The sequence below is a fragment of the Anabaena sp. TISTR 8404 genome, from assembly GCF_056847745.1.
In genome coordinates this window covers 3,305,123-3,327,740 of sequence record NZ_CP180578.1, presented here as the reverse complement: position 1 = coordinate 3,327,740, position 22,618 = coordinate 3,305,123, and the positions used below count along the sequence as shown (strand labels likewise).

Annotated in this window: 17 protein-coding genes; 6 read left to right on the top strand and 11 right to left on the bottom strand. The window is 39.6% G+C overall.

What is annotated here, in order from left to right; all coding sequences use genetic code 11:
* Nucleotides 1-537 precede the first annotated feature (537 nt).
* Complete coding sequence (locus tag ACMX3D_RS14385) at nucleotides 538-1,515, top strand: hypothetical protein (protein WP_482752074.1); 978 nt, start codon at nucleotides 538-540, stop codon at nucleotides 1,513-1,515.
* An 84-nt stretch (nucleotides 1,516-1,599) separates the two neighbouring features.
* On the opposite strand, the gene ACMX3D_RS14380 is transcribed toward ACMX3D_RS14385, so the two are convergent.
* Complete coding sequence (locus tag ACMX3D_RS14380; RefSeq protein WP_482752073.1) at nucleotides 1,600-1,959, bottom strand: VOC family protein; 360 nt, start codon at nucleotides 1,957-1,959, stop codon at nucleotides 1,600-1,602.
* A 513-nt stretch (nucleotides 1,960-2,472) separates the two neighbouring features.
* On the opposite strand from ACMX3D_RS14380, the gene ACMX3D_RS14375 reads away from it, so the two are divergent.
* Together ACMX3D_RS14375 and ACMX3D_RS14370 are read left to right on the top strand one after the other, a co-directional pair.
* The gene (locus tag ACMX3D_RS14375; RefSeq protein ID WP_482752072.1) at nucleotides 2,473-3,714 is read left to right on the top strand and encodes a DUF4912 domain-containing protein; all 1,242 of its coding nucleotides are present in this window, start codon (nucleotides 2,473-2,475) and stop codon (nucleotides 3,712-3,714) included.
* A gap of 81 nt (nucleotides 3,715-3,795) precedes the next feature.
* Nucleotides 3,796-4,728 carry a phosphodiester glycosidase family protein gene (locus ACMX3D_RS14370; protein WP_482752071.1) on the top strand — a complete coding sequence of 311 codons (933 nt, stop codon included), beginning with the start codon at nucleotides 3,796-3,798 and terminating at the stop codon, nucleotides 4,726-4,728.
* A 67-nt stretch (nucleotides 4,729-4,795) separates the two neighbouring features.
* Here ACMX3D_RS14370 and ACMX3D_RS14365 read toward each other — a convergent pair whose 3' ends face one another.
* From ACMX3D_RS14365 to ACMX3D_RS14340, 6 genes are all read right to left on the bottom strand, one after another.
* Entirely contained in the window at nucleotides 4,796-6,613 is a 1,818-nt protein-coding gene (locus tag ACMX3D_RS14365; protein ID WP_482752070.1) for a vanadium-dependent haloperoxidase, read from the bottom strand.
* 363 nt (nucleotides 6,614-6,976) lie between these two features.
* Complete coding sequence (locus ACMX3D_RS14360) at nucleotides 6,977-9,901, bottom strand: PAS domain S-box protein (protein ID WP_482752069.1); 2,925 nt, start codon at nucleotides 9,899-9,901, stop codon at nucleotides 6,977-6,979.
* 41 nt (nucleotides 9,902-9,942) lie between these two features.
* Nucleotides 9,943-10,302, bottom strand: a complete 360-nt coding sequence (locus ACMX3D_RS14355) for a circadian clock KaiB family protein (RefSeq protein ID WP_482752068.1) — start codon at nucleotides 10,300-10,302, stop codon at nucleotides 9,943-9,945.
* A gap of 19 nt (nucleotides 10,303-10,321) precedes the next feature.
* Nucleotides 10,322-10,642, bottom strand: a complete 321-nt coding sequence (locus ACMX3D_RS14350) for a circadian clock KaiB family protein (protein ID WP_482752067.1) — start codon at nucleotides 10,640-10,642, stop codon at nucleotides 10,322-10,324.
* Nucleotides 10,643-10,666: 24 nt separating this feature from the next.
* Nucleotides 10,667-12,376: a circadian clock protein KaiC gene (gene kaiC, locus ACMX3D_RS14345; protein ID WP_482752066.1), complete on the bottom strand. Its 1,710-nt coding sequence runs from the start codon at nucleotides 12,374-12,376 to the stop codon at nucleotides 10,667-10,669.
* A 560-nt stretch (nucleotides 12,377-12,936) separates the two neighbouring features.
* Nucleotides 12,937-13,329: a response regulator gene (locus ACMX3D_RS14340; RefSeq protein WP_482752065.1), complete on the bottom strand. Its 393-nt coding sequence runs from the start codon at nucleotides 13,327-13,329 to the stop codon at nucleotides 12,937-12,939.
* 357 nt (nucleotides 13,330-13,686) lie between these two features.
* On the opposite strand from ACMX3D_RS14340, the gene ACMX3D_RS14335 reads away from it, so the two are divergent.
* Together ACMX3D_RS14335 and ACMX3D_RS14330 are read left to right on the top strand one after the other, a co-directional pair.
* Nucleotides 13,687-16,098: a response regulator gene (locus ACMX3D_RS14335; protein WP_482752064.1), complete on the top strand. Its 2,412-nt coding sequence runs from the start codon at nucleotides 13,687-13,689 to the stop codon at nucleotides 16,096-16,098.
* Nucleotides 16,099-16,458: 360 nt separating this feature from the next.
* Nucleotides 16,459-17,928 carry an aldehyde dehydrogenase family protein gene (locus ACMX3D_RS14330; protein WP_482752063.1) on the top strand — a complete coding sequence of 490 codons (1,470 nt, stop codon included), beginning with the start codon at nucleotides 16,459-16,461 and terminating at the stop codon, nucleotides 17,926-17,928.
* 11 nt (nucleotides 17,929-17,939) lie between these two features.
* Here ACMX3D_RS14330 and mazG read toward each other — a convergent pair whose 3' ends face one another.
* Nucleotides 17,940-18,764, bottom strand: a complete 825-nt coding sequence (gene mazG / locus ACMX3D_RS14325; protein ID WP_482752062.1) for a nucleoside triphosphate pyrophosphohydrolase — start codon at nucleotides 18,762-18,764, stop codon at nucleotides 17,940-17,942.
* Nucleotides 18,765-18,892: 128 nt separating this feature from the next.
* Here mazG and ACMX3D_RS14320 point away from each other — a divergent pair, with 128 nt between their 5' ends.
* Nucleotides 18,893-19,360 carry a hypothetical protein gene (locus ACMX3D_RS14320; RefSeq protein ID WP_482752061.1) on the top strand — a complete coding sequence of 156 codons (468 nt, stop codon included), beginning with the start codon at nucleotides 18,893-18,895 and terminating at the stop codon, nucleotides 19,358-19,360.
* A 2-nt stretch (nucleotides 19,361-19,362) separates the two neighbouring features.
* On the opposite strand, the gene ACMX3D_RS14315 is transcribed toward ACMX3D_RS14320, so the two are convergent.
* From ACMX3D_RS14315 to ACMX3D_RS14305, 3 genes are read right to left on the bottom strand one after another with little or no spacing between them, the layout of a single operon-like run.
* Nucleotides 19,363-20,085 carry a DevA family ABC transporter ATP-binding protein gene (locus tag ACMX3D_RS14315; RefSeq protein WP_482752060.1) on the bottom strand — a complete coding sequence of 241 codons (723 nt, stop codon included), beginning with the start codon at nucleotides 20,083-20,085 and terminating at the stop codon, nucleotides 19,363-19,365.
* A gap of 48 nt (nucleotides 20,086-20,133) precedes the next feature.
* Nucleotides 20,134-21,312: an ABC transporter permease DevC gene (gene devC / locus ACMX3D_RS14310; RefSeq protein ID WP_482752059.1), complete on the bottom strand. Its 1,179-nt coding sequence runs from the start codon at nucleotides 21,310-21,312 to the stop codon at nucleotides 20,134-20,136.
* Nucleotides 21,309-22,577, bottom strand: coding sequence for an ABC exporter membrane fusion protein (locus ACMX3D_RS14305; protein WP_482752058.1), 1,269 nt, complete (start codon nucleotides 22,575-22,577; stop codon nucleotides 21,309-21,311). The genes devC and ACMX3D_RS14305 overlap by 4 nt, the downstream gene beginning before the upstream one ends.
* Between the last annotated feature and the right edge of the window lie 41 nt (nucleotides 22,578-22,618).

The following is a 22,618-nucleotide window of genomic DNA, read 5'->3' as shown; positions in this document are numbered from 1 at the left end:
GGTGAGTATAACTATCTTTTTTACTGCGTATATAATTATAGGAGAACGGCTTTAAATAGAATTGCATTGTTATCTTTATCAAAGGAAATTAGCTGGCATCTACCGAATAAAATGCTTTGGTCTTTGGGTTTACCTATTTAATAAGTTATAACAAGTCGGTTCAAAAAAGCTTGTCATTAACAACAAGTAAGAGGTCATACTGCATATCATATCTTAGTATTTTTTTAAGAAAGTAGATTAAAATGCTATTCCTTTCTTGATTGCTCCTGATTGAAGTAGTTGTCAAGAATTGCCATAACAGAAGATATAAACAAGAGGCTGGAGGCTAGTATGTTTTTATCAGTATCTATTAACTAACAAAAACTAACTTAACTCAATACATTAGCCAAAATGAGCTAATAAAATATGAAATTTTTGAGTTTTTTATTAGCTGAACCATAGCATTTTTAACTAATTTTACAAAAAAATAGTGTCGCCAATAATTAGGTAAAACCTAGAATTTTTAGCGACAAAACATTAATTATATGAAGTAAATTTATGTATTTTAGAATCAAACGCAGACAATTTGGTCAGTTAATTCTTGCTAGTGCAACTACAACTATGCTTTTGAATCTTGTCAAAAATAAAACTTTGGCACAAGATGCGCGATCGCTAGTAGGAGTAAGGCTTCCTGGCAGAAAAAATAAGCAGAAGGATCAAACCTCTACAGATTTAGAAAATATTACCCCAGCAGTTACGTTAGTATCTTTAGATTTAACAACTGGTAGTGAAAAATCAACCACTGAAATTCCTCCAATTATTGTTGATAATCAAGATACAAAAAGTGAGGCTTCCAAAAAAGCTTTTTATACTGAAACAACCCGGCTGACTGGTCTTACGACCTTATCAGATAACACACTTGTGATGGTAACAGTGACCACAAACCAAAAAGGCAATTATAGTAAACTTATATTTACCAGCAATCAATCATTCAAAAAACCTAAATCGAAAAAGATATCAGGATTTAGAAAGAGTAATAATACAATTGAAGGAGTATTAGGAACAAAAGATAATAAAATCATAGGTATTGCTAGTTCCAATCATGGTCTTCCTCCTTTCTATTTAATACTTATTGATCCAAAAAATGGCAAAGTTACTTCTGGTGACGAGCTAAATTTACCAGAACTGCCAAGCAATATACGCTTCAGCAATCTTGCTCTTAGCCCCGATGGCAAATTCTATGCTACGATTCTTACCTCGGAAGGTAGAGCAACTTTAGTTCAATTAGACCCCAGTAAAAAGTCTTTGATTACAGGCAAGTTATTAATTTCACCCATAGCAGAATTAACATATAACAGAAAGTATTTAGCAAGTGACTTACTTAGTTTAACCTTCTCTCCCTCTAGTCAACTGATTGCACTTGCTAATCTCAACTATGAACCAAATAATTCTGTGTTAGCTGTTGATATAAAAACTGGAAAAATGACACTTTTATCAAAAGTAGCTGTAGATAAAATTGCCTTTCATGGTATGTAGAAATAATTACAACTTGAGATACTGGATGGTGATTAGGTCTTCAGATAATTCCTGATGATTGAAGAACCAATACTCAATTTGCAATTACTGCTGACTTATTTCAATGACATTTTCGTCTGGATCTTGAGTAAAGATAGCAGGACGACCAGAAGCACTTGCTTGAATAGGATAATTATGAGCCAGCAATTCTTGTTTAGCTTGTTCTAAATCAGCTACTGCAAACGCAATGTGTGGGTTGCGTCCCCATTTTTCGTTGGGGTGATCAGTTGGTACAGTTGATGCAACTATCAAATGAACTTGGTAGTCACCAACTTGATACCATGCACCAGGATATTTGAGGGAGCGGTCAATTTTTGACAATCCCAACACTTGACTGTAAAAGTGTTCGGAGCGTTCTAAGTTGGTTACGAGAATGGCTGTATGAAGGCTCTGGGTAATCTGCATTTTCAGTAAAGTTCGCTTTTACTTAGATTTTGACGTATTTGCAGCACAACTAGGCGATCGCTTGCTTACTTGCCCCCTGATCCTGAGATGAGATCGTTTGTCCATAAGGGTTTTATTGCTTTACACATTAAAATATCAGGGTTTCATGACATTTAGTCTTGCGGCTAAGCCTAATTGTCATGGTTCTATAACAATATGATCCCGTCAGAGCTATTAAATTCGTGAAAGCCTGAAAAAAGTGCCTTTAGACCCCTTGATCAATAGGCATGATTACTGGTTAATATTTACTTAACAAAACGACTCCTCCGATCCCGAAAAATGCTTACTCAAGCATTCAAGGAAACTAAAAGGGAGTGACCCTCATTTTAAAAGCGAATTAAAAAACTTTAAAAACTGGGCAAAACCAGGAGTCAGGAATAAAAAATTCGTCTGGGGGAATGACACTTTATTTATATAGAGCATTCTGTAACCCGGAGAAATAATTTACCTTTCAAACTACTGGAGGCCAAATTAATGGCAAAAGAACGCCCACCGCTAGAGGAGATGACATTGCGGCAACTACGTAAAGTTGCCAGCGAATATAGCGTCTCCCGCTATAGCCGAATGCGTAAATCACAACTGCTGGCAGCAATTCAAGAAGTGCAGCGCAGCAAAGCTTCGCTTAGCCCATCTCGTTCACTGGAGGCACAGGAAACCGTGGAAGCAGCAAAATTTGAACTGGGTCAAGAAGACCGCACTGGTGGCTCTCTGGCTGATGTTGATGAAGGACTCGCAGATCTACCGGGTGGATATGGTGAAAGTCGGATTGTACTTTTACCGCGCGATCCTCAGTGGGCTTACACTTATTGGGATATTCCCAATGAGCATAAAGAAGAACTGCGTCGGCAAGGTGGACAGCAGTTGGCACTGCGAATTTATGATGTCACCGACATCAACCTTGATTATCAAAGCCCCCATAGCATTCAAGAATATCCTGTTGATGAACTAGCCAGGGAATGGTATTTACCAATTCCTGTAAGCGATCGCGATTATGTCATCGATATCGGTTATCGTTCTCCTGACGGGCGTTGGTTAGTACTGGCTCGTTCTGCCCAAGTACACATTCCTCCCGTGTACCCATCTGACTGGATTGAGGATGTCTTCCTCACCGTCAACTTTGAAGAAGACCTGCGTGGTAAGACTCTGTACGAACTCGTACCACCTGCCAAGAAACTGGCAACAGCAGGTGCAAATGGCAACCCCATTTACGAACAAATCTTTGGTTTAGCAGAATCTGCTGAAGCACAACGGGTTGCAGGTTCTCTGTTTGGTTCCATGCAGCACGTACCTGGTTCCGTGCGTCCCGAACAAGCTATCAGTTCCTACGTCTTCCCATCTGGTGTAGGAATGTGGGCAGTTCCCACTGTGTCTGGTTTAACCATGTCTGGTGTAGGAATGTCTGGTGTAGGCTTCTCAGCTTCCGCCGCGCCCATTCGTCCACGCCAGTTCTGGTTAATTGCCGATGCTGAATTAATTGTTTACGGTGCAACTGAACCCGATGCTACCGTGACAATTGGTGGTCGTGAAATTAAACTGAATCCCGATGGTACATTCCGCTTCCAGATGTCCTTCCAAGATGGTTTAATTGACTACCCAATTTTGGCAGTTGCTGCTGATGGTGAGCAAACACGCTCAATTCACATGAAGTTCACTCGTGAAACACCATCTCGCAATACCAACACCAAAGAAGAAGCCGTTCCCGAATGGATATTCTAAGGGTATTTTAAATAACCTCTGTTTGGAAATTTGAATTATTACCCGCTATAGTCGTTCTGTAGCGGGTTTTATCATCTTAGTATGTTGATTAAAAAAATATTTCTCTTATCTATATTTATCATTACGATAAATTTGTTAACAGGCTGTAAACAAGAGCCTGCAAATTCATCAACAAATTTAGCAAAAAATTGTTCTGGTGAAAATCCTCAATTTAGTATTGAATTTTTTAAAACCAATAATCAAGGTCAGAAATCTGCAAAAGGTATTAATCATGTAATTATCTTTAATCCTAAATCACCAAAATTAGATTTTAAAGTGAATGTGGGTTTATCTCACAAGCTTTATGCTAAAAACAAACAAGGAAAATTTATTAGAAATTATGTACCGAAACAATTTAATGAAATTATTACTGAGGAAAATTCTAAATTAAATGGACAACGACCTCTAGCAGCAATTAACGCTGACTATATAGGTACTGATGATCAACCACAAGGCTTAAATATTTCTCGCGGAGTTGAGTATTCGGGAGCATTTAAAAATCGGCGTTCTTCCTTTGGAATTTCTGGAGGTAGACCCCAAGAGAGAATAGCTACAATTCAGGCTGGTAGAAGAAGTAACAATATTCTGAATTACAATTTAGTTGGTGGTAATGGCAGATTTTACCGTCAAGGAAAATTTAAAGATATTTGTCAAGATTTAGGAGAATTTGCCTGTAAGCAAGCCACTAATCGCTCTATGGTGGCGACAACTAGTAAAGGTTATGTAATTTTGTTAGTTAATGATATAAAAGCTAATTCAGTTATTGAACCTTCTCAAATTAATCAAGAGCTACTACCAGATATGTTTGATGATGTGTTATCCGGAATTGCCCGCAATAACTGTTTAGGTAAAATTCAAGAAGGGATGTTATTTGATGGAGGTAGGTCTCCTGGATTATATTACAACGATAAAATTTATTTAGAAAATGGCGGCGCAATTGGTTCAGTTTTTTTGATTTACAAAATATCTAATTAAATTTTGACTGAGTTAATAAATGCGATCGCCTAATAAACAAGCGATCGCAGTTTTTTCTCACTACCTTTTAAACAGTAATTTTGGTGCCGTCAAATTTAGTAAAGGTGAAGCCTTGGAATTCTTCGTTATAGCCTAATCTTTCATCTCTGAGAATACTGATGGCTACCTCTTCACCTAAAGCCAAACCTGCTGCACCATCAGTACGCCAGTGAATACCGCCATGACCGCGACCAATGGCATAATTAGTTGCCAACTTGTTCAACTCACCACCGACTGTTAATGGCTCACGATTGTAGGGAATTAACTGTGTTGGGTCGTTGGGGTCGGGTACTACAGGGTTAGGAATGACATAATTTTCATCAAAGAAAGCCTTTAATAACGTCACATTAACACCTGCGATCGCCGCAGCACCACCAGTGTATGAAGAATGGAAAGGTGCGGCTTCTGGGTAAGCTTGCGGTAGCAAATAAGTACCAAAGATACTGTAAGTTCGCGCTAAAGCTTGGGAATTCAATATCTCAGGATGAATGGGATATTGAGTTTGGTTGACAATGTTGTTGTAGACTAGCCCACCGTAGGCTTCTGGGCGCAAAATGCGGTGTACATAATACTTCTGCCAATATGAAGCGCGAATTGCCCGTGATGTTCCCAAGTTTAACAAGGCTTGCAAATGCCCAACGGCAAATGTGGCATTAGAACCCACTTGAGTCCGAGAATTAACATAGGGATTACCCGGATTTAATGGTGCGCCAATTCCACCATCAATCAGCGGGTCACTTAAACTAACAGGGGAACTGAGTAGTAAAGAAGCCCCGTAATATAAAGCGCCACCAATATGGGCAAACTCACCCAAATCACGCACAGTAGATATATAACGGCGTTTGGGATCATAATTAATTGCTCTGCCAGAATTACCACCATTCTGAACAGTCAGCCATTCGTTAAAGTCGGTGAGAAAGTCATTACCAGGGAGAGCAGTCCGAATTACTGCCAAAACATACTGCGTTCCCCAAGGAATATTCCGCAATAAAAATTGGGAAATGTAAGGGCCGTTGAATACCCCTGGAGGAGTAACATGTTTTGCTGTTCTACCAGAACGGTCAGAGGGGTCAACATAGCTGACACTCCCGCGAAACAAAGTTTGCGGGGTGACACGATTATTTATTTTTGGCCCGTAAAATGCGGAAAGTCTGTTCAAGTCTTCAACAGCTGTCAAAACTTTCGGATCATCTGTATTATCTTGAAACTTAGAGAAAGGCACATCACGCAATAAAGCTTGCCAGTACAATTCAACTGCTTCATCTGCGCGTGCTGCACTAGCTAAAGCTGGTGGTGGTGGCACTGCTATCTGAGCAGCGTTAATACCTTCAAGGCTAATTGCCAGCGGCCCCTGAGGGTTAACTAGCTTTCTTGTACCACCCAAAATAATCTTTTCATACTGATTTGGGTCTTGTCTGGTCAGTGCGGTAATCAACGAGTTATAAGCGTCTAGGTTGACTTCACCTCGTTGGTTATGAGGCAATCCTCTGGAGTCACTGCCAATTTTGTTGGCATACCGCTGCTCATCACCATTAGTTGGATGGGGTGGAATAGGAAAACTCCGTTCTAGTCTGGCAGCTTCTACCCTGACTCGGTAAGCTCTATCAACAAACCTGTTATAGTCGAACCGTCCAACAATATCTCGTTCTCTGGCTTGAACAACACCTTCTTTTCTGAAAGCAGAAAATGTGGAACCCATCACACCTGCAACTACACCAGTAGCAGTTAACACGGTGGTGCGATTGAGAAATGAACGTCTGCTGAAGCGTTTAATAAGTGAACGGCGAGTTGAAGACTGTTGGCTTGCGCTTTGAGCTTGATTTGCTGACTCAGATTCAAATTGCATCAGATTTGCTCCTCAATTAAAAAAGTCAAGATGATGCAGGGCTACAAGTAATTTCCTGTAGACGTTGCATAGCTATGGCGCATCATCGACAACACGATGCGTTAAAGAAGTTCTTTTGGAGATGTAAAGAGTTTCCTACTTTCTGACGTTGAACTAGACAAAATCTATGCGTCAGTATTGAGGCTTACTCTGGTAACCGCTTAAAATACTAAAAACCGATAGATTTACCGTAGTTATTAGTTAAATTAGAATTTCTCACAAATCAGCTATAAACGCAATAGATAATCAAAAAAGTCTTCGTGCTATTGCCTGAACAAAGACTAAAAGGTGGATTATATAAAGTTTTGGGAAGATTTATCTTTTTTACAGAGGAAGTAAGACGTAAAAAGTACTACCTAAACCTACGGTACTTTCCACCCAAATACGTCCTTCGTGTTGTTCTACAATGTTGCGACAAATAGCTAAACCTAAACCCGTTCCGCCTTGTCTACGAGAGTCAGAAGCATCCACTTGATGAAAACGCTCAAAAATAGTTTCTAGTTTGTCAGCAGGAATACCTCTACCTTGGTCTTGAATTTTAAATAAAACAGCGCTGTCTTGATTATCTTTTGGAAGGATTTCTTCTACTGTCATTAATACAGTAGACCCTTTAGGTGAAAATTTAATGGCATTGCTCAGTAAATTGGTTAATACCTGGATAATTCTGTCTTTATCAACTGTTACTTCAATAGCGTGAGGTAAAACTGATAAATTAATTTCGGCTTTATTTGCCATTAGTTGCATCAAATCTAGAGCTTCGTTTAACAATTGCGCAGCATTAATTTTTTGTTTATGTAAAGTAATTTTTCCCGATTGTAATCTTTCTAAATCTAAAATGTCGTTTACAAGTCTGACGAGACGTTCAGAACTTTCTGAGACAATTTTAATAATCCGTTTACCCTGTTCAGAATCAAGTTTAACTAAACCAGTGTTCAATAAATTTAAACCTCCTTGAATTGAAGTCATAGGGGTTCTTAGTTCGTGACTGACAACAGAGATAAACTCATTCTTGATTTTGTCTAAGGCGTGACGTTGAGTAATATCCTCACCAATACTCATCGTCCCTGCGATTCTACCTTCTGAATCTCTTAGTACAGTATTGTTCCAGGCAATTAATCTTTCTTCTCCTGATTTACTGAGGATAGAATTTTGATAGTGAGAATGTAATTCTTGCTCTAGAATTTCGGCAAAGGAATATTTTACATCCTGTCGTTCATGTTGCGGAATACAAATTTCAAACCAATTCCTACCTAAGATTTCTGCTTGAGAATAGCCAGATAATTCTGAGAAGAAAGGATTAATATATTCAACTCGACCTGAAGTATCAAGTGCTACGACTAACAACTTGACATTTTCTAATAAACTGCGCCAGCGTCGTTCGGCTTCGCGGAGTTGAGCGTCGATTTTTTGCTGGTATTTAATATTATCTTCTAAAATTAGAATTAATCTATGCAGATGCTGATTGACATTAGTTAATTCAGTAGTGCGCTCTGCAACTTTGATTTCTAATTCTGCTTTTGATTGTTGTAAAATTGTTTCTGCTTGCTTGCGATCGCTAATGTCCATAACAGTACCAATCATGCGTACTGCTGTACCTGCTTGATCATAAATACATTTTCCTTTCGCTGCAATCCAGTGAATACTTTTATCATCCCAAATCACTCTGTATTCGACATAATATTCAGTTTTATGATCTTTGGCATCAAATACTTTTTGGTGAACTTTTTCTCTATCGTCTGGGTGAACGCAGGCGAGAAAAGCTTCGTAGTTACCTGCAAACGTACCCGGAACCATACCAAATAATTGTTCTTGGCGGCTTGACCATTTGAGATTATCAGTCAGAATATTCCAATCCCAACTTCCCATTTGTGCAGCTTCTAAAGCTAACCTTAAATGCTCTTCACTTTCCCGCAAAGCAATTTCAATCTGCTTTTCTTTAGTGATGTCTTTAAAAAAAATTGATACACCTTCCAAAGAAGGATAAATCCGATTTTCAAACCAGCGCTGGCTTGATGGGTAATATTCTTCTAATTGCAGAAAACGTTGCTCGGTAAAAGCTTGATAACAAGCTTCAGAAAAATTTTTTCTAATATATTCAGGATATCCTTGCCAAATATTTTTACCAATTAAATCTTTTGCAGCCCTACCAACAATTTCTGCGGCTTTTTGGTTAACGTAGGTATAACACCAATTACTATCAACAGCAATAAAAGCATCACTAATACTTTCTAATATACTAGATAAGCGATTTTTATTTGCTTCAGCTTCTGCACAAGCAGCTTGTTCACGCATTACAAGCTGTGCTATTTTTTCTTCTATTTGCTTGCGCTCTGTAATATTCGTTAATGTTACTACACTACCAATAATTTGCTGTTCTGAGTCTAATAGGGGAGCAGCACCCAACAGTAAATTAAACTCCCTACCATCTTGGCGCTTTAATAATACTTCTACTCCTTGAAAACATTGACCTTGCATGACGCTAAATAACGAAAATATTTCTGGTTTTTGCTGGCAATTTGCTGATTTTTTAACAAACAAACACTCTTCTATTTGTTGATAACCACTACAATGATTACATTGCAGAGGAAAAGACACATCAAATGGTTGAAATAAAGGATTCTTTCCACACAGTTGCTGTGCTGAATTATTAGCGCGAATAATTTGCCCACTCGCATCACAAACAATTATTGCTTCGGCTGCTTGTTCTAGAATAGAATTTGCTAGTCTTTCCGCAGCAACTATTTCTGCATTACGTTTTTGCTCTGTTAAATCTGTTATTACTATACAAGTAACTTCTACGTTGTCTATTTGTAATGGTTTCAAAGACAAATAAACGGGAATTTGAGTTTCATCCTCAGCAATTAAATTGAACTCTACCCGACGAACTTCATGTCTAGCTTGCTGAAATAATCCTCTAAATATCTGCTTTTCTTTTGGTGCTATGTATTCTTCAAAATTAGAACCAATAACTTTTTCTAAGGAATTTTTTAGCATTACTGCTACATGATGATTACAGTAAAGAATTGTGCCATGCTCATCTAGTGTCACAGCACCTTCATGCATTTCTTGTAAAAAAACACGATAAGGATAATCAGCATTTTCTAAAGTAAAAACTCGTTCACCTTGAAGGCTAGAAACAACTAAAGCATCAACTTCACCCATTTTAATAGCTCTGAAAGTCTCCTGTAGAACTTTTATCTCATTACGCAGAGCTATGTTTTCTAGTTCAAGTTCTTGAAGCTGGTTCACTACAATTACCCTCGTAACCTATTATTAGATAAAGTGATTGCTTAAGCAAGATCTAAAGCAATAATCACTTTATCAACATTTGTCAAATCGCCAACTAACTTTTGTAAAGGCGGTGGGAGTTCTTTGATTAGGGTAGGTACAGCAAATACATGGTCTTTTTCCAAGCTTTCCGGCTGTTGGTAGATATCTATAATTTCAATTTCATAACGTCCTGGTAGATATTGTTCACAAATCTTTTTTAAGATTTTAATAGCACGCATAGAACGGATCGTATTACCAGCCACATACAAACGTAAAACGTATTTTGGCAAATCTAATTTTGCCAGAGCTGTTTCAAACTCTTCTGTAGATTCTATACTGAACTCATCAGAGTTATCATTGATTTGGTATGAACTATTCATAACTATCCTTGGATTAGTTTTATAATACATGACGTAAATCTAGCCCTACTAAAACCTTTTCTGTATTAGATAAATCTCCAATAATTTGCTTTACAGGTTCTGGTAGTTTTCTCACTAAAGTTGGGATAGCTAATATTTGGTCTCCCTTAGCTAATTGGGGATTTTGCATCAGGTCAATGACTTCAATACGATATCGACCTTCTAGATGTTCTTCACAAATTTTCTTTAAATTAGCAAACGCTTTTAAAGATTTAGGGGTTTGTCCAGCTACATACAGCCGCAACTCCCAAATATCTATTTCTGGTTCACTACATTTGTCTCGGTAATTAATGGAATCCATGATGAAGCCTCGACTGCGTATTTATTAGTCTGCTTGACGCAAATATGCTCTTTTTCTTTCTTCGTATTGCAAAATTTCCTCTTGATTTTCTGCAATAAAAATTAGTCTTTCAATTTCTTTTTGTTCAATTTCAAATTGTGCTTGAATAGCTTTGATTTGTGCTTCCATTAGTAGCCGTTTGCGTTCAATTTCGTGCTGTTTTTGTTCAATTTGTTGTTGTCGAGCTAAAATAGCAGCTTTATCTTTGGCTTCTTGCACAGATCGGGCTGTACCTGTGAGTACGCCTTCTGCGCCTAAATACACATCTAATAACTGTAATCCTTCAGAAGTAAGAATAAATTCGCGTACTTGATTAGAGTGTGACGTACCACGAGATTTCAGCACATGAATTAAGCGGTTGCGTTCGCCATTACTTTCTATAGTTCGTAGCAATATCCATGTATCTGCCAATGAAGAAATGCCAACTTCCGTATATTCTACAAAAGCACTATTACCTTCGGTTAAATTTGCAAATATTGTTGTAATATTTTTGGTTTTTAAATAATCAATCAGGCGCATCATAAAGGATTTAACTTGAATATCATTACTTCCATAAATTAAATTAGATATAGGGTCGAGAATGACTGCATCTGGTTGAAATTCATTAACTGTAGTCAGCATATTAACTAAATGCATTTCTAAGCCGTAAAAGGTTGGGCGTAATGCTTGAAATTTTAGTAAATTCTTGTTAATAGCAGTTTCTAAATTTATGCCGATGGAACGCATATTGCGAATAATTTGTTGGGGAGATTCTTCAAAGGCAAAATAAAGGCATTTTTCTCCTCTTTGACAAGTAGCATCAGCAAAATGAGCGCAAAATGAACTTTTACCAGTTCCCGCCGTACCGGAAATTAAGATGCTGCTACCGCGAAAGAAACCTTGCCCTCCCAACATTGTATCGAGGCGTTTGATGCCACTCGATATCCATTCGGTTGTAACTGGATAATCTAAGCCGACTGAGGTAACAGGCAGAACAGAAATGCCTTCTTCTTTAATTAAAAATGGATATTCATTTGAGCCATGCTTAGAACCACGATATTTAATAATTTGTAAACGTCGTGTAGAAAGTTCATTACTGACACGCTGATCTAGCCGAATTACACAATCTGAAACATATTCTTCTAAACCGTGACGTGTGAGGCTGTTATCGCCACTTTCACTGGTAATAATTGCAGTGACACCTTTAGATTTTAGCCATTGAAATAGTCGCCGCAATTCCGATCGCACGATCGCAGCATTACTTAACCCACCAAATAATACTTCTAGGGTATCTATGACAACTCTTTTAGCTGCGATCGCATCAATTTCGTAGCCTAATCGAATAAACAGCGCTTCTAAATCATATTCCCCTGTTTCTTCTATTTGGCTGCGATCGATATAAACATGGTCGATGGCTAGTTTTTTTTCTGTGATCAGTTCTTCCAAATCCCAGCCTAAGGAAGCAACGTTTTGTGTTAACTCTTCACGGGTTTCTTCAAATGCCATGAATACACCTGGCTCATGATACTGAGTCGCACCCCTGACTAAAAATTCCATTGCCATTAAGGTTTTGCCACAACCTGCTCTACCACAAAGAAGTACTGGTCTTCCTTGCGGAAACCCCCCATAAGTAATTTCATCTAGCCCTTGAATTCCTGTCGGGCATTTAGCCAGCATAGTTTTTTTTAGTTCAGTATTAATTTTGGCTTTGTTCATAACCCACCTCAATTGGGAGAGAGGCTGAAAAAATGGTTTTACCTTACTTTGATCTTTTTTTGTAAAAGAGGAAAAGCTTATATTTATGTAAACAAAAAGCAGGTAGAGAAAACTTTTCTCTACCACCTTCAGCTTTCTGGCACTAGGCTATGACATTTTTGTGAAGATTTTGTGAGGGAGTACACTTTGTACTAAAGTACAAGGCTGATCTAGCAATACTATTTTGATTGCTCAACTACTCATGGAAAGAGGGAATTGGGAGTCTGGAATAAATTTGTTGATAACTCCTAAACGAATTGCTATGGCTAATGTTTTCTAAATATGGTTGAAAAAACATTTACACCTAAGAGGTTGTTTGAAAAGTATTATTGTTAACATCAAAATCTGAAAAACCTAACCCCCCAAGCCCCCCTTCCCTACAAGGGAAGGGGGGTTTTAAAGCCTCTCTCCTTGCAGGGGAGCCAGTGCGTTGCGGGGGTTCCCCCCGTTGTAGCAACTGGCGTGAGAGGTTTGGAGAGGGGTTTTTAGTATCTTTCATGACTTTCCAAACATCTTCTAACTCATACTTGGCTATGCTCTGTCGTCCAGTTGAGAATTTTACAAATGTTATCAACTAAATCCAGCGGCATAAATGGCTTGACAATTACTCCTGCTACGCCCAAGTTGAGAAATTCTTCTTGTTCGCTAATTTGAGCTTTTGCTGTTAGTAAAACTGTGGGAATATGACTAGTTGCAACATTTTCTTGCAGTTTTTTAAATGTTGTTGGGCCATCCATTTCTGGCATCATTACATCTAGCATAATAGCGTCAGGTTGCTCAGATTCAGCCATTTTTATGCCTTCGCTACCAGAAGAGGCTGTAATTACATCCCACTCTGCTGCTGACTCTAGGGAGATTTGAACAATCTCCCGCACGCTATCTTCGTCATCAATTACTAAAATTCGTTTTGTCATTTTTGCTTATCCTGATGATTTAGTAAATTTCTGCAACAAAGTAATTGCTACTCTTTGGAAGAACAAGAGCTATTTTAGAAAGAGAGCAATTATTTACTAATCACAAATTTTCTACTCATGATTGTGCCGCCAAATCTCTTGTTTACTTTGTTGCATCTGAAATCAGTGTTAAAACTTAGATGAGATAGTATCAATAATAGGTTAGCTGCTGCTTGTGAATAACTTGTGAAGAAATAAAAATTCAAAAAATGTAACCTCAAGCCAAGAGCCTTGAATGACTATATATGCTGTTAGCTTGAGTAATTAAACATCAATTAATAAAAATTAAAAATTTAAATTAAACACAAATAATTTATTGTGAAAATTCTAATAGTAGAAGATGATACAAATATCATTGAAATACTGAGAGTAGCACTTTTAGAACAACATTATTTAGTTGAGGTAGCTACTGACGGGAAAAGAGGTTTAGAACTGGCTTTAGCAACTGCTTATGATTTAATTGTACTGGATGTAATACTGCCGGAAATGGATGGTATAAGTGTTTGCCAACAGCTACGTAATCAAGGTTGTTCTACACTAATTCTGTTACTAACAGCAGCAGATAACAGTACTAAAAAAATAGCTGGGTTAGATGCTGGAGCCGATGATTATGTGATTAAGCCATTTAACTTAGAGGAATTGTTGGCAAGAATCCGGGCTTTGTTGCGTCGAGGTATGGTTAGCACTACACCAATAATTGAATTTGGATCTTTGCGTCTTAATCCTAGTTGCTGTCAAATCACTTATCAAGGAAAAATTCTGCCTCTGACTGCTAAGGAATATGCTCTACTAGAACTGTTATTACGCAATAGCCAGCGCATATTCAGTCAAAGTTCTCTGTTAGACTATTTATGGTCTTTTGATGAGATTCCTTCGGAAAATACTGTGAGAGCGCATATTAAAAGTTTGCGTTCTAAACTCAAGAAAGCAGGAGCAAAGGCTGATTTAATTGAAACAGTCTACGGATTTGGGTATCGGCTGAATACCAAAGAGTTAGAGAAAGGAAATAACAAGAAGACAATTATTGGCACAGAAAAGCCAAAACACAGCAGAAAAGCAGATCAAGAAAATAACGATCGCCTATTACCAAGTGCTGATTCTACAATTGAACAACGAATAACTTCCCAACTAGCTGGAGTGTGGGAGCGTTATCAAGGCAAATATAGCGATCGCATTGCAATCATCAAGCAAGCTGTTCAATCTTTACAAGCAAACACCTTAACAGAAGACTTACGCCAACAAGCACAACAACAAGCTCATACTTTAGCAGGCTCCTTGGGTAGTTTTGGCTTTGATAATGCGACGCGCTTGTGTCACAACATAGAAACAATCTTGAAATCAAAAGCAAAACTCGGACAAGCCCAAGCAGAACAGATACAAAAACTGCTGCTAGAGTTACAAACAATATTAGAACAAAATCCGAGATTAATTCCCCAACAGTCAGCGGTACAACTTACAAATTTCAACCAAAAATATCGACTGTTAATCGTTGATGATGATGTGCAATTAGCTGAACAAGTAGCAGCAGAAGCAAATATTTCGGGAATTGAAACTGTAGTTGCTGAGAGTATCGCAACAGCAAGGTTAGCGATCGCTCGTTCTCGACCAGATGTAGTATTACTAGATTTATGCTTTCCCCAATCTACAGAAAATGGTTTTGAACTACTAGCAGAATTGTCAGCGTTGCATCCTCCCATACCAGTATTAGTATTTACATCTCAAGATAGTTTTGCCGAGCGGGTGAAAGTAGCCAGAATGGGAGGTAGAGGCTTTTTACAAAAGCCTGTTTTTCCATCAGAGATTATGGAAGCGATCGCCACAGTTTTGCAACAATCTACTACATCATCAGCCAAACTGTTGATTGTAGATGATGACCCGCAAATACTCGATATTCTACGTAAAGTATTAGAGCCTTGGGGATTCACACTGAATTTGCTGGATGATCCACAACAATTCTGGGAGACCTTAGAACAATTTATTCCAGATATGTTGATTTTAGATTTGGAAATGCCAAACTTCAATGGCATAGATTTGTGTCAAGTTGTCAGAAACGATCCTCGTTGGAGCAATTTGCCTGTGTTATTTTTATCAGCACACAGAGACACTCAAATAGTGCAAATGGTATTTGCGGCTGGTGCTGATGATTACGTTAGTAAACCAATTGTAGAACCAGAATTATTGGCGCGTGTACTTTGTCGTCTAGAACGTAGCCAAATTCTCCGCAAGTTTGCCGAAATTGACGCTTTAACAGGAATTACCAATCGGCGTAAATCAGTCCAAGAACTCACCCGACTGCTACATCTTGCAGAACGTCAAAACAAACCATTTTATTTTGCAGTTTTGGACTTAGACCGTTTTAAAAACATCAATGACCAATATGGACACGACGCTGGTGATCAAGTTTTGAGCCAGTTAGGAAAACTCTTAAAGCAGTCATTCCGTCAAGAAGATGTGGTAGCTCGTTGGGGTGGTGAAGAATTTGTCATTGGACTTTATGGGATCACCCAAACACAAGTAGTCAAGCGACTTAATAGCTTACTAGACACTCTACGCCGCTTAGAATTTACAACTAACAATCAAGAAACTTTTACTGTTACCATCAGTGCTGGAGTGGCTGAGTATCCTCAAGATGGTAATGATGTCCAAGCACTTTACCGTGCTGCTGATGCTGCTTTGTACCAAGCTAAAGCCGCAGGACGAGATCAGGTATTTTTAAGTAGTTATGACTGATGAGTATCTGACTTTTCACGTCATGTGGAAAAGTTAACGCCAGACCTAACCCCCCAGCCCCCTTCCCTTGAAGGGAAGGGGGAGCAATTAAAGCCTCTCTCCTTGTAGGGGAGAGGTTTGGAGAGGGGTTTTCCAGATCCCGTGAAAAGTCAGATGAGTATTGATTATTTATGCTTAACCGTTAGCAGTCATCAGTAGACTTCTTGCAGAAGTCGGGAACAGGGAACGGGGAACGGAAATCTGAAGGCGGAAGCTTAAAATCAAAAGATTTATAACGAAAGTCAGCGCTAGTGCTGTATTACCGACAACATAATTAATAGATATAAGCCAATTTTTCTCCAAAAGCTGAAGGAGAGCCTGATGGTTACAACGGCAAAACCAAAGCAACAGGTCAAAATCGGCCCAACCAAACTGCTGATTAATAATGAGTGGGTAGATAGTGTCAGCGGTCGCCGATTTGCAACAATTAATCCAACTACAGGTGAAATTATCTGCGAAGTAGCAGAAGCAGATGCACCAGATGTAGATAAAGCAGTGCAAGCAGCGCGTCACGCCTTTAATCGTGGGGAATGGCGCAATATGTCTGCAACTCGTCGCGGCGAGTTGCTTTATAAGTTAGCAGATTTAATTGAGCAGAATATTGACGAGTTAGCGCGGCTGGAAACCTTAGATAATGGCAAACCATTACAAAATTCTTTAGGAGATTTAGGTTTAGTTATCGCCTGTTACCGCTACTATGCAGGCTGGGCTGATAAAGTTCAAGGAAAAACTATCCCGATTAACGGGCCGTACTTTTGTTATACACGTCATGAACCTGTGGGAGTAGTTGGTCAAATTATTCCCTGGAATTTCCCATTATTAATGCAGGCGTGGAAGTTAGCACCAGCTTTGGCTACTGGTAATACTGTGGTGATGAAAACGGCTGAACAAACACCGTTATCAGCATTGCGGGTAGGAGAGTTAATTATTGAAGCTGGTTTTCCGCCGGGAGTGGTGAATCTACTTTCAGGATACGGCCCAACTGCTGGGGCGGCGATCGCCAATCACATGGATATTGATAAAGTTGCTTTCACTGGTTCCACGGAAGTTGGACACCTAATTATGGAAGCGGCGGCTAAAAGTAACCTCAAACGTGTGACTTTAGAACTTGGTGGTAAGAGTCCCAACATTGTGTTTGCTGACGCAGATATGGACGCGGCGATCGCAGGCTCTCACGATGCGATATTCTTTAACCAAGGTCAATGTTGCTGTGCTGGTTCCCGGCTGTTTGTTGAAGAAAAATGCTACGACGAATTCGTTGCTAAGAGTGTCGAACAAGCTAAACAGCGAATTGTCGGCGATCCTTTCGATTCCGAGACAGATCAAGGGCCGCAGGTAGACCAAGAACAGTTTAACAAAGTCATGGGTTACATCGAATCTGGGATGCGGGAAGGCGCTCAGATGCTTTGTGGTGGAAAACGAGTAGGTGATCGCGGTTACTTTATCGCCCCCACAGTTTTTGCTGATGTCCGTGATGACATGAAAATTGCCCAAGAAGAAATCTTTGGCCCGGTGATGAGTATCATCAAGTTCAAAGACATCAACGAAGTTATTGAGCGGGCAAATAACACCATGTACGGACTCGCCGCCGCCGTATGGACTCAGGATATCACCAAAGCCCATGCGATCGCTAACAATCTCCGGGCAGGTACAGTCTGGGTAAATTGCTACGACGTATTCGATGCTGCTGCACCCTTTGGTGGTTTCAAGCAATCAGGTATTGGCCGCGAATTAGGCGAATATGGCTTGCAACAATACACCGAAGTTAAGACTGTTACCATCAAATTGTAAACTGGTATGTATCAAGGCTCTTGGGCAAGTTGGGCTTTTGCCTGTTGCCAGAGCATTTCTAACTCATCCAAACTGTAATCAGAAAGGGGGCGGTCAACAACTGCCTCCATTTTTTGTAAACGTTGCACAAATCGCTGATTTGTGCCTTGCAGAGCAGCGCTAGGGTCAAGATTATACCACCGAGCTAACTGAAGCACCGCAAATAATAAATCACCTAACTCTGCTTGTTGGCGTTCTGGCGTTTCTTCGGCCAAAGCTTGCTGAAATTCTGCTAACTCTTCGTGAAACTTTGCCCACACGCCATCAATGTTTTCCCATTCAAAACCTACCGCCGCCGCTTTTTGGGAAATCTTCATCGCCGCCATCAATGGGGGAAGGGTGCGTCCGTAGCGGCTGAGTTTGGCACTGAGTTGTTGATTTTCGGGAGTTGCTTCGCCTTTTTCCGCCGCTTTGATTTGTTCCCAATTTTGCCGCACTTCATCAACATTCTGTACCGACACATCACCAAATACATGGGGATGGCGGCGAATTAATTTTTGCGAAATGCCTTGGGCGACTTCTTTGAGGGTAAATTGTTGGTATTCACTGGCGATTTGGGCTTGTAAGACAACTTGTAAAAGTAAATCACCTAATTCTTCAGAAATAGCTGCTTGATCACCACTTTTAATTGCGTCTACTACTTCATAAGCTTCCTCGATAACGTATGGTGTCAGCGTTTCCGGGGTTTGCTCTAAATCCCAAGGACAACCCCCATCAGGCGATCGCAATTTTGCCACTACATCAATTAATTCTTGTAACGCTGCTAAGGTTTCAGCATGATTGTGATTGATTTCCATAATTCGCCCACCTCAATACTTCTTTACCTTAAGCAAAGCACGATAAGTATTCAACTTTTCCAGGAGTATTAGTGTTAGGCGTAAACTGTAACGCACCGTCCATTTACTTGACCATCAAAGTTACAACCTTGACCATCAAAGTTACAACTTTGATAAGCAAAGTTATAACATTAAGACTTGAAGTTAAAACTTTTTTTATACAAGTACCAACATTAAGGCTTAAAGTTACAACACTAAGGCTTAAGGTTACAACACTAAGGCTTAAGACTACAACACTAAGGCTTAAGACTAAAACACTAAGGCTTAAGATTACAACATTAAGGCTTAAGATTACAATTTTGAGGACTAAAATTCCGTGCGATCGCTTTGAAAATTTGTCATTGCGAGGAGGAACGACAAAACAATCGCAAAAAGTACGGGACTATACCAATTCGCAATTCGCAATTCACAATGACGCTCGCGGACTCGCTAACGCTGCGCTAACGCAATTAAGAACGCTTGATTTTACAAGGGTTTCCGAATTTGATACAGATGTAAACCCTGAAGGCCTTGCTGAATCTAAGTTTTTTAATTGCTCATTCTTTTTTTCAAATTGATATTACTTTTCCATTGCTACAGCACTCACCCCATCTCTAACCAAATGACCATCTTCCATGTAAATAATTCGGTCAGCAATATCTAAAATGCGGTTATCATGAGTCACTAGCAAAATTGTACAGCCTTGCTCTTTGGCGAGTGATTGCATTAATTCCACCACATCGCGCCCAGATTGTTTATCAAGGGCGGCTGTTGGTTCATCTGCCAAAACTATTTTAGGCTGACTGACTAATGCACGGGCGATCGCTACTCGTTGTTTTTGTCCACCAGAAAGACTATCTGGGTAGTAATTCAGTCGATGTTCTAGCCCGACTGCGGCTAACATGGTTTGAGAACGTGCCAGCATTTCTTGAGGTGAAATTTTTGGATGCACTTCCAAACCCATACGCACATTTTGGATGGCTGTTAAACTACCGTGTAAGTTGTGGGCTTGGAAAATATAACCGTTGCTGCGTCGTGCTTGGGTGAGTTGTTTTGCATTTGCATCACAAAGTTCTCTACCTAATACTTTTAAACTGCCAGACTGGGCAGAACGCAAGCCACCTACTAAGGTTAATAATGTAGTTTTCCCGGAACCAGATGGCCCGGTCATAATGATAATTTCACCTGCATTAATGGTGAGATTGATATTAAATAAAACTTGTTTGCGGAGTTGTCCTTTACCAAAGTAATAGTCAAGATTTTGGATGGATATGACGGGTTCGGAAGAATAATTAGTTTCCATAAATAAGTTTTTCTCACGCAAAGGCGCAAAGAATTATGAGTAGTCTTTTTAAAACATATCGGCGGGGTCGGCAGATTGAAGTTTGCGAGTGGCGATCACACCAGAAATCATGCACATAATGATAGTTATGATTAGGACTGTTACTGCTCTGGCGGTTGTCATATAAATGGGCAAATCTGTGGCGTTGCGAGTTAAGCGATAAAGTCCTAAAGGTACTGCAAATCCAGGGATAAATCCTAGTAATGCTAAGATAATTGCTTCTTCAAAAATTACACCTAATAAATATAAATTGCGATAACCCATTGCTTTGAAGGTGGCGTATTCTTTAATATGGGCATTTACATCAGTGGAGAGGACTTGATAAACAATAATCACACCGACAATAAATCCCATGCCTACGCCTAAACCAAAAATAAAACCAATGGGGCTTTCGCTTTTCCAATAATCTTCTTCAAATTGGACAAATTCCCCGCGGGTTAGTACTTTGACATCTTGTTTTGGCAAATAGAGTTTTAATATTTCAGCAATTTGTTTGGGGTCATACCCTGGTTCTGTATAAATCAAACCTAAATTGATACTCCCCGCTAGTTGTCGAGGAAAGATGCGTAAATAGTTATCATCGCTGGAAATTAATGTTCCATCTGCGGCAAAGGATGCACCTAATTTAAATAAGCCATCAAGAGTGATGGTACGTTTATCTACTTCTGTGGTGACGGTATTACCTGCTTCAATTTGACTAAAAACTTCGTTGTATTGACCTCTGGTAGCGCGGTCAAAAATAAATGTATCCGGCAACTTTAGCTTATCTAACTGGGCGTTAACTTCTGGTAAATCTATAGCAGGTTCTTCAGGATTAAACCCAATTGCTTGCAGTGAAGTCGGACGATGTGTTTGGGGATTTTTCCAGGTAACTAAACCGATATACATGGCTGAGGTTGATCTTACACCAGGGACATCAGCCGCCTGAAGCAGTCGCCGCCGGGAAAAGGTAGATAAGTTTAAAGTGTTACGGCTTTGGGTACTCATCAAAACTATGTCTGCACGTAACACGCGATTCAGGCGAGTGTTGCTGTCATACAGTGCATTCTGAAAGCCCAGTTGCATAAAAATTAAAACATCAGCAAAGGCAATACCTGATATGGCAACTAACAGGCGGCTTTTATGGTGACTTAGTTGTAGCCATCCTAACGGTGTGCGGCGTTGAATTTCTTGAATTAATCCCATCACAGCGAAATCACCGCCTTGACTTGTAAATTAGTAAATTTGGCGGCTTTGAGGCTGGAGGCTTCCGCCAACCGCACATGAACTTCGACAACTCTAGAATCAATATTTTCACTGGGGTCAGCGTTGATAATATCTTGGCGCTGCACTTTCCAGCCAATCCAATCAACTCTGCCATATAATTCTCCTGGCAGAGATTTGCTTGATATCCGCACTTGTTGTTGGGGGCGCACTTTACGGACATCACTTTGATAAACTTCTACAACTGCATACATCTGGTTGGTTTGCCCAATTTCCACAATGCCGTTTTCCGACACCATTTCCCCAGAACGAGTATGAATGTCTAAGACTACACCATCTTGGGGCGATCGCACATAAGCTTGTTCTAAATTTGCCTTTGCTTGTTTAGCTGCTGCTATTGCCTTGTCTACTTCAGCTTTTGCTGTTTGCACATCAATCGGACGTACTTCTGCTATCCGGTCTAAAGTTGCTACAGCAGACTGAAGTTGTTTGTTACCAGTGGCATTAATTCGAGCTAAAACTGTATTTGCTTCGTTAATTTGCTTGCTTCCAGTGTTATTAATGCGGTTGAGATTCGCTCTGGCTTCACGCAACTGCTGGGTAGTAGTATCTAAACTCAGACGCTTGCTATCAAATAAAGACTGAGAAATTGCACCTTCAGCATAAAGCTGCTGATAACGACGAAATTCAGCTTGAGCATTTTTTAATTCTGCTTCTAGCCGCAAAATTGTTGCTTTTTGGGCAGTTAGTTCACCTTGCAATTGCGCTTCTAACCTGGCTACTGTTTCTCTTTGCTCTCGTTCATCACCTAATATTTGTGCTTGAATACGAGCAATTTCAGCTTTTTGTGCTTCAATTTCACCTTCTTTAGCACCAGCTTGCACTTTTGCTAAATTTAGCTGTGCTACCTTTACCGCTTCTTGTGCTTCTTGAAAAGCTGCCTGGAGGCGAGTTCGGCTATCTAAAATTGCGATCGCTTGACCGGCTTTAACTTTAAAACCTTCCCTAACTAGAAGTGTCTCTACTCGGTTCCCTTCAATCGATGCAGGTGCTGACAATTTAATTACTTGTCCTTTTGGTTCTAGTCTGCCCAAAGCTGTCACCGTTTTGATTGGTGGTACAGTTACAGTTTTTGTTGCATTAGAAGCCTGTGATTTTACCTGCCAAAATCTTGTTATGCCGGCGATCGCAAATCCTATCGCTAATACCAGCAGAATCCGTTGGCGAACGCTAGGTTTAGAAGATTCCAAACCTCTCTCTCCTACTTCAGGCACTTTCAGCCCCCTTTTAT

Coding starts and splice junctions, on each gene's coding strand:
- ACMX3D_RS14355 (WP_482752068.1), bottom strand. CDS start 10,302: ATGAATAGTTCATACCAAATCAATGATAACTCTGATGAGTTCAGTATA.
- ACMX3D_RS14380 (WP_482752073.1), bottom strand. CDS start 1,959: ATGCAGATTACCCAGAGCCTTCATACAGCCATTCTCGTAACCAACTTA.
- ACMX3D_RS14385 (WP_482752074.1), top strand. CDS start 538: ATGTATTTTAGAATCAAACGCAGACAATTTGGTCAGTTAATTCTTGCT.
- ACMX3D_RS14350 (WP_482752067.1), bottom strand. CDS start 10,642: ATGGATTCCATTAATTACCGAGACAAATGTAGTGAACCAGAAATAGAT.
- ACMX3D_RS14315 (WP_482752060.1), bottom strand. CDS start 20,085: ATGGAAACTAATTATTCTTCCGAACCCGTCATATCCATCCAAAATCTT.
- ACMX3D_RS14375 (WP_482752072.1), top strand. CDS start 2,473: ATGGCAAAAGAACGCCCACCGCTAGAGGAGATGACATTGCGGCAACTA.
- ACMX3D_RS14340 (WP_482752065.1), bottom strand. CDS start 13,329: ATGACAAAACGAATTTTAGTAATTGATGACGAAGATAGCGTGCGGGAG.
- kaiC (WP_482752066.1), bottom strand. CDS start 12,376: ATGAACAAAGCCAAAATTAATACTGAACTAAAAAAAACTATGCTGGCT.
- ACMX3D_RS14370 (WP_482752071.1), top strand. CDS start 3,796: ATGTTGATTAAAAAAATATTTCTCTTATCTATATTTATCATTACGATA.
- ACMX3D_RS14365 (WP_482752070.1), bottom strand. CDS start 6,613: ATGCAATTTGAATCTGAGTCAGCAAATCAAGCTCAAAGCGCAAGCCAA.
- ACMX3D_RS14330 (WP_482752063.1), top strand. CDS start 16,459: ATGGTTACAACGGCAAAACCAAAGCAACAGGTCAAAATCGGCCCAACC.
- mazG (WP_482752062.1), bottom strand. CDS start 18,764: ATGGAAATCAATCACAATCATGCTGAAACCTTAGCAGCGTTACAAGAA.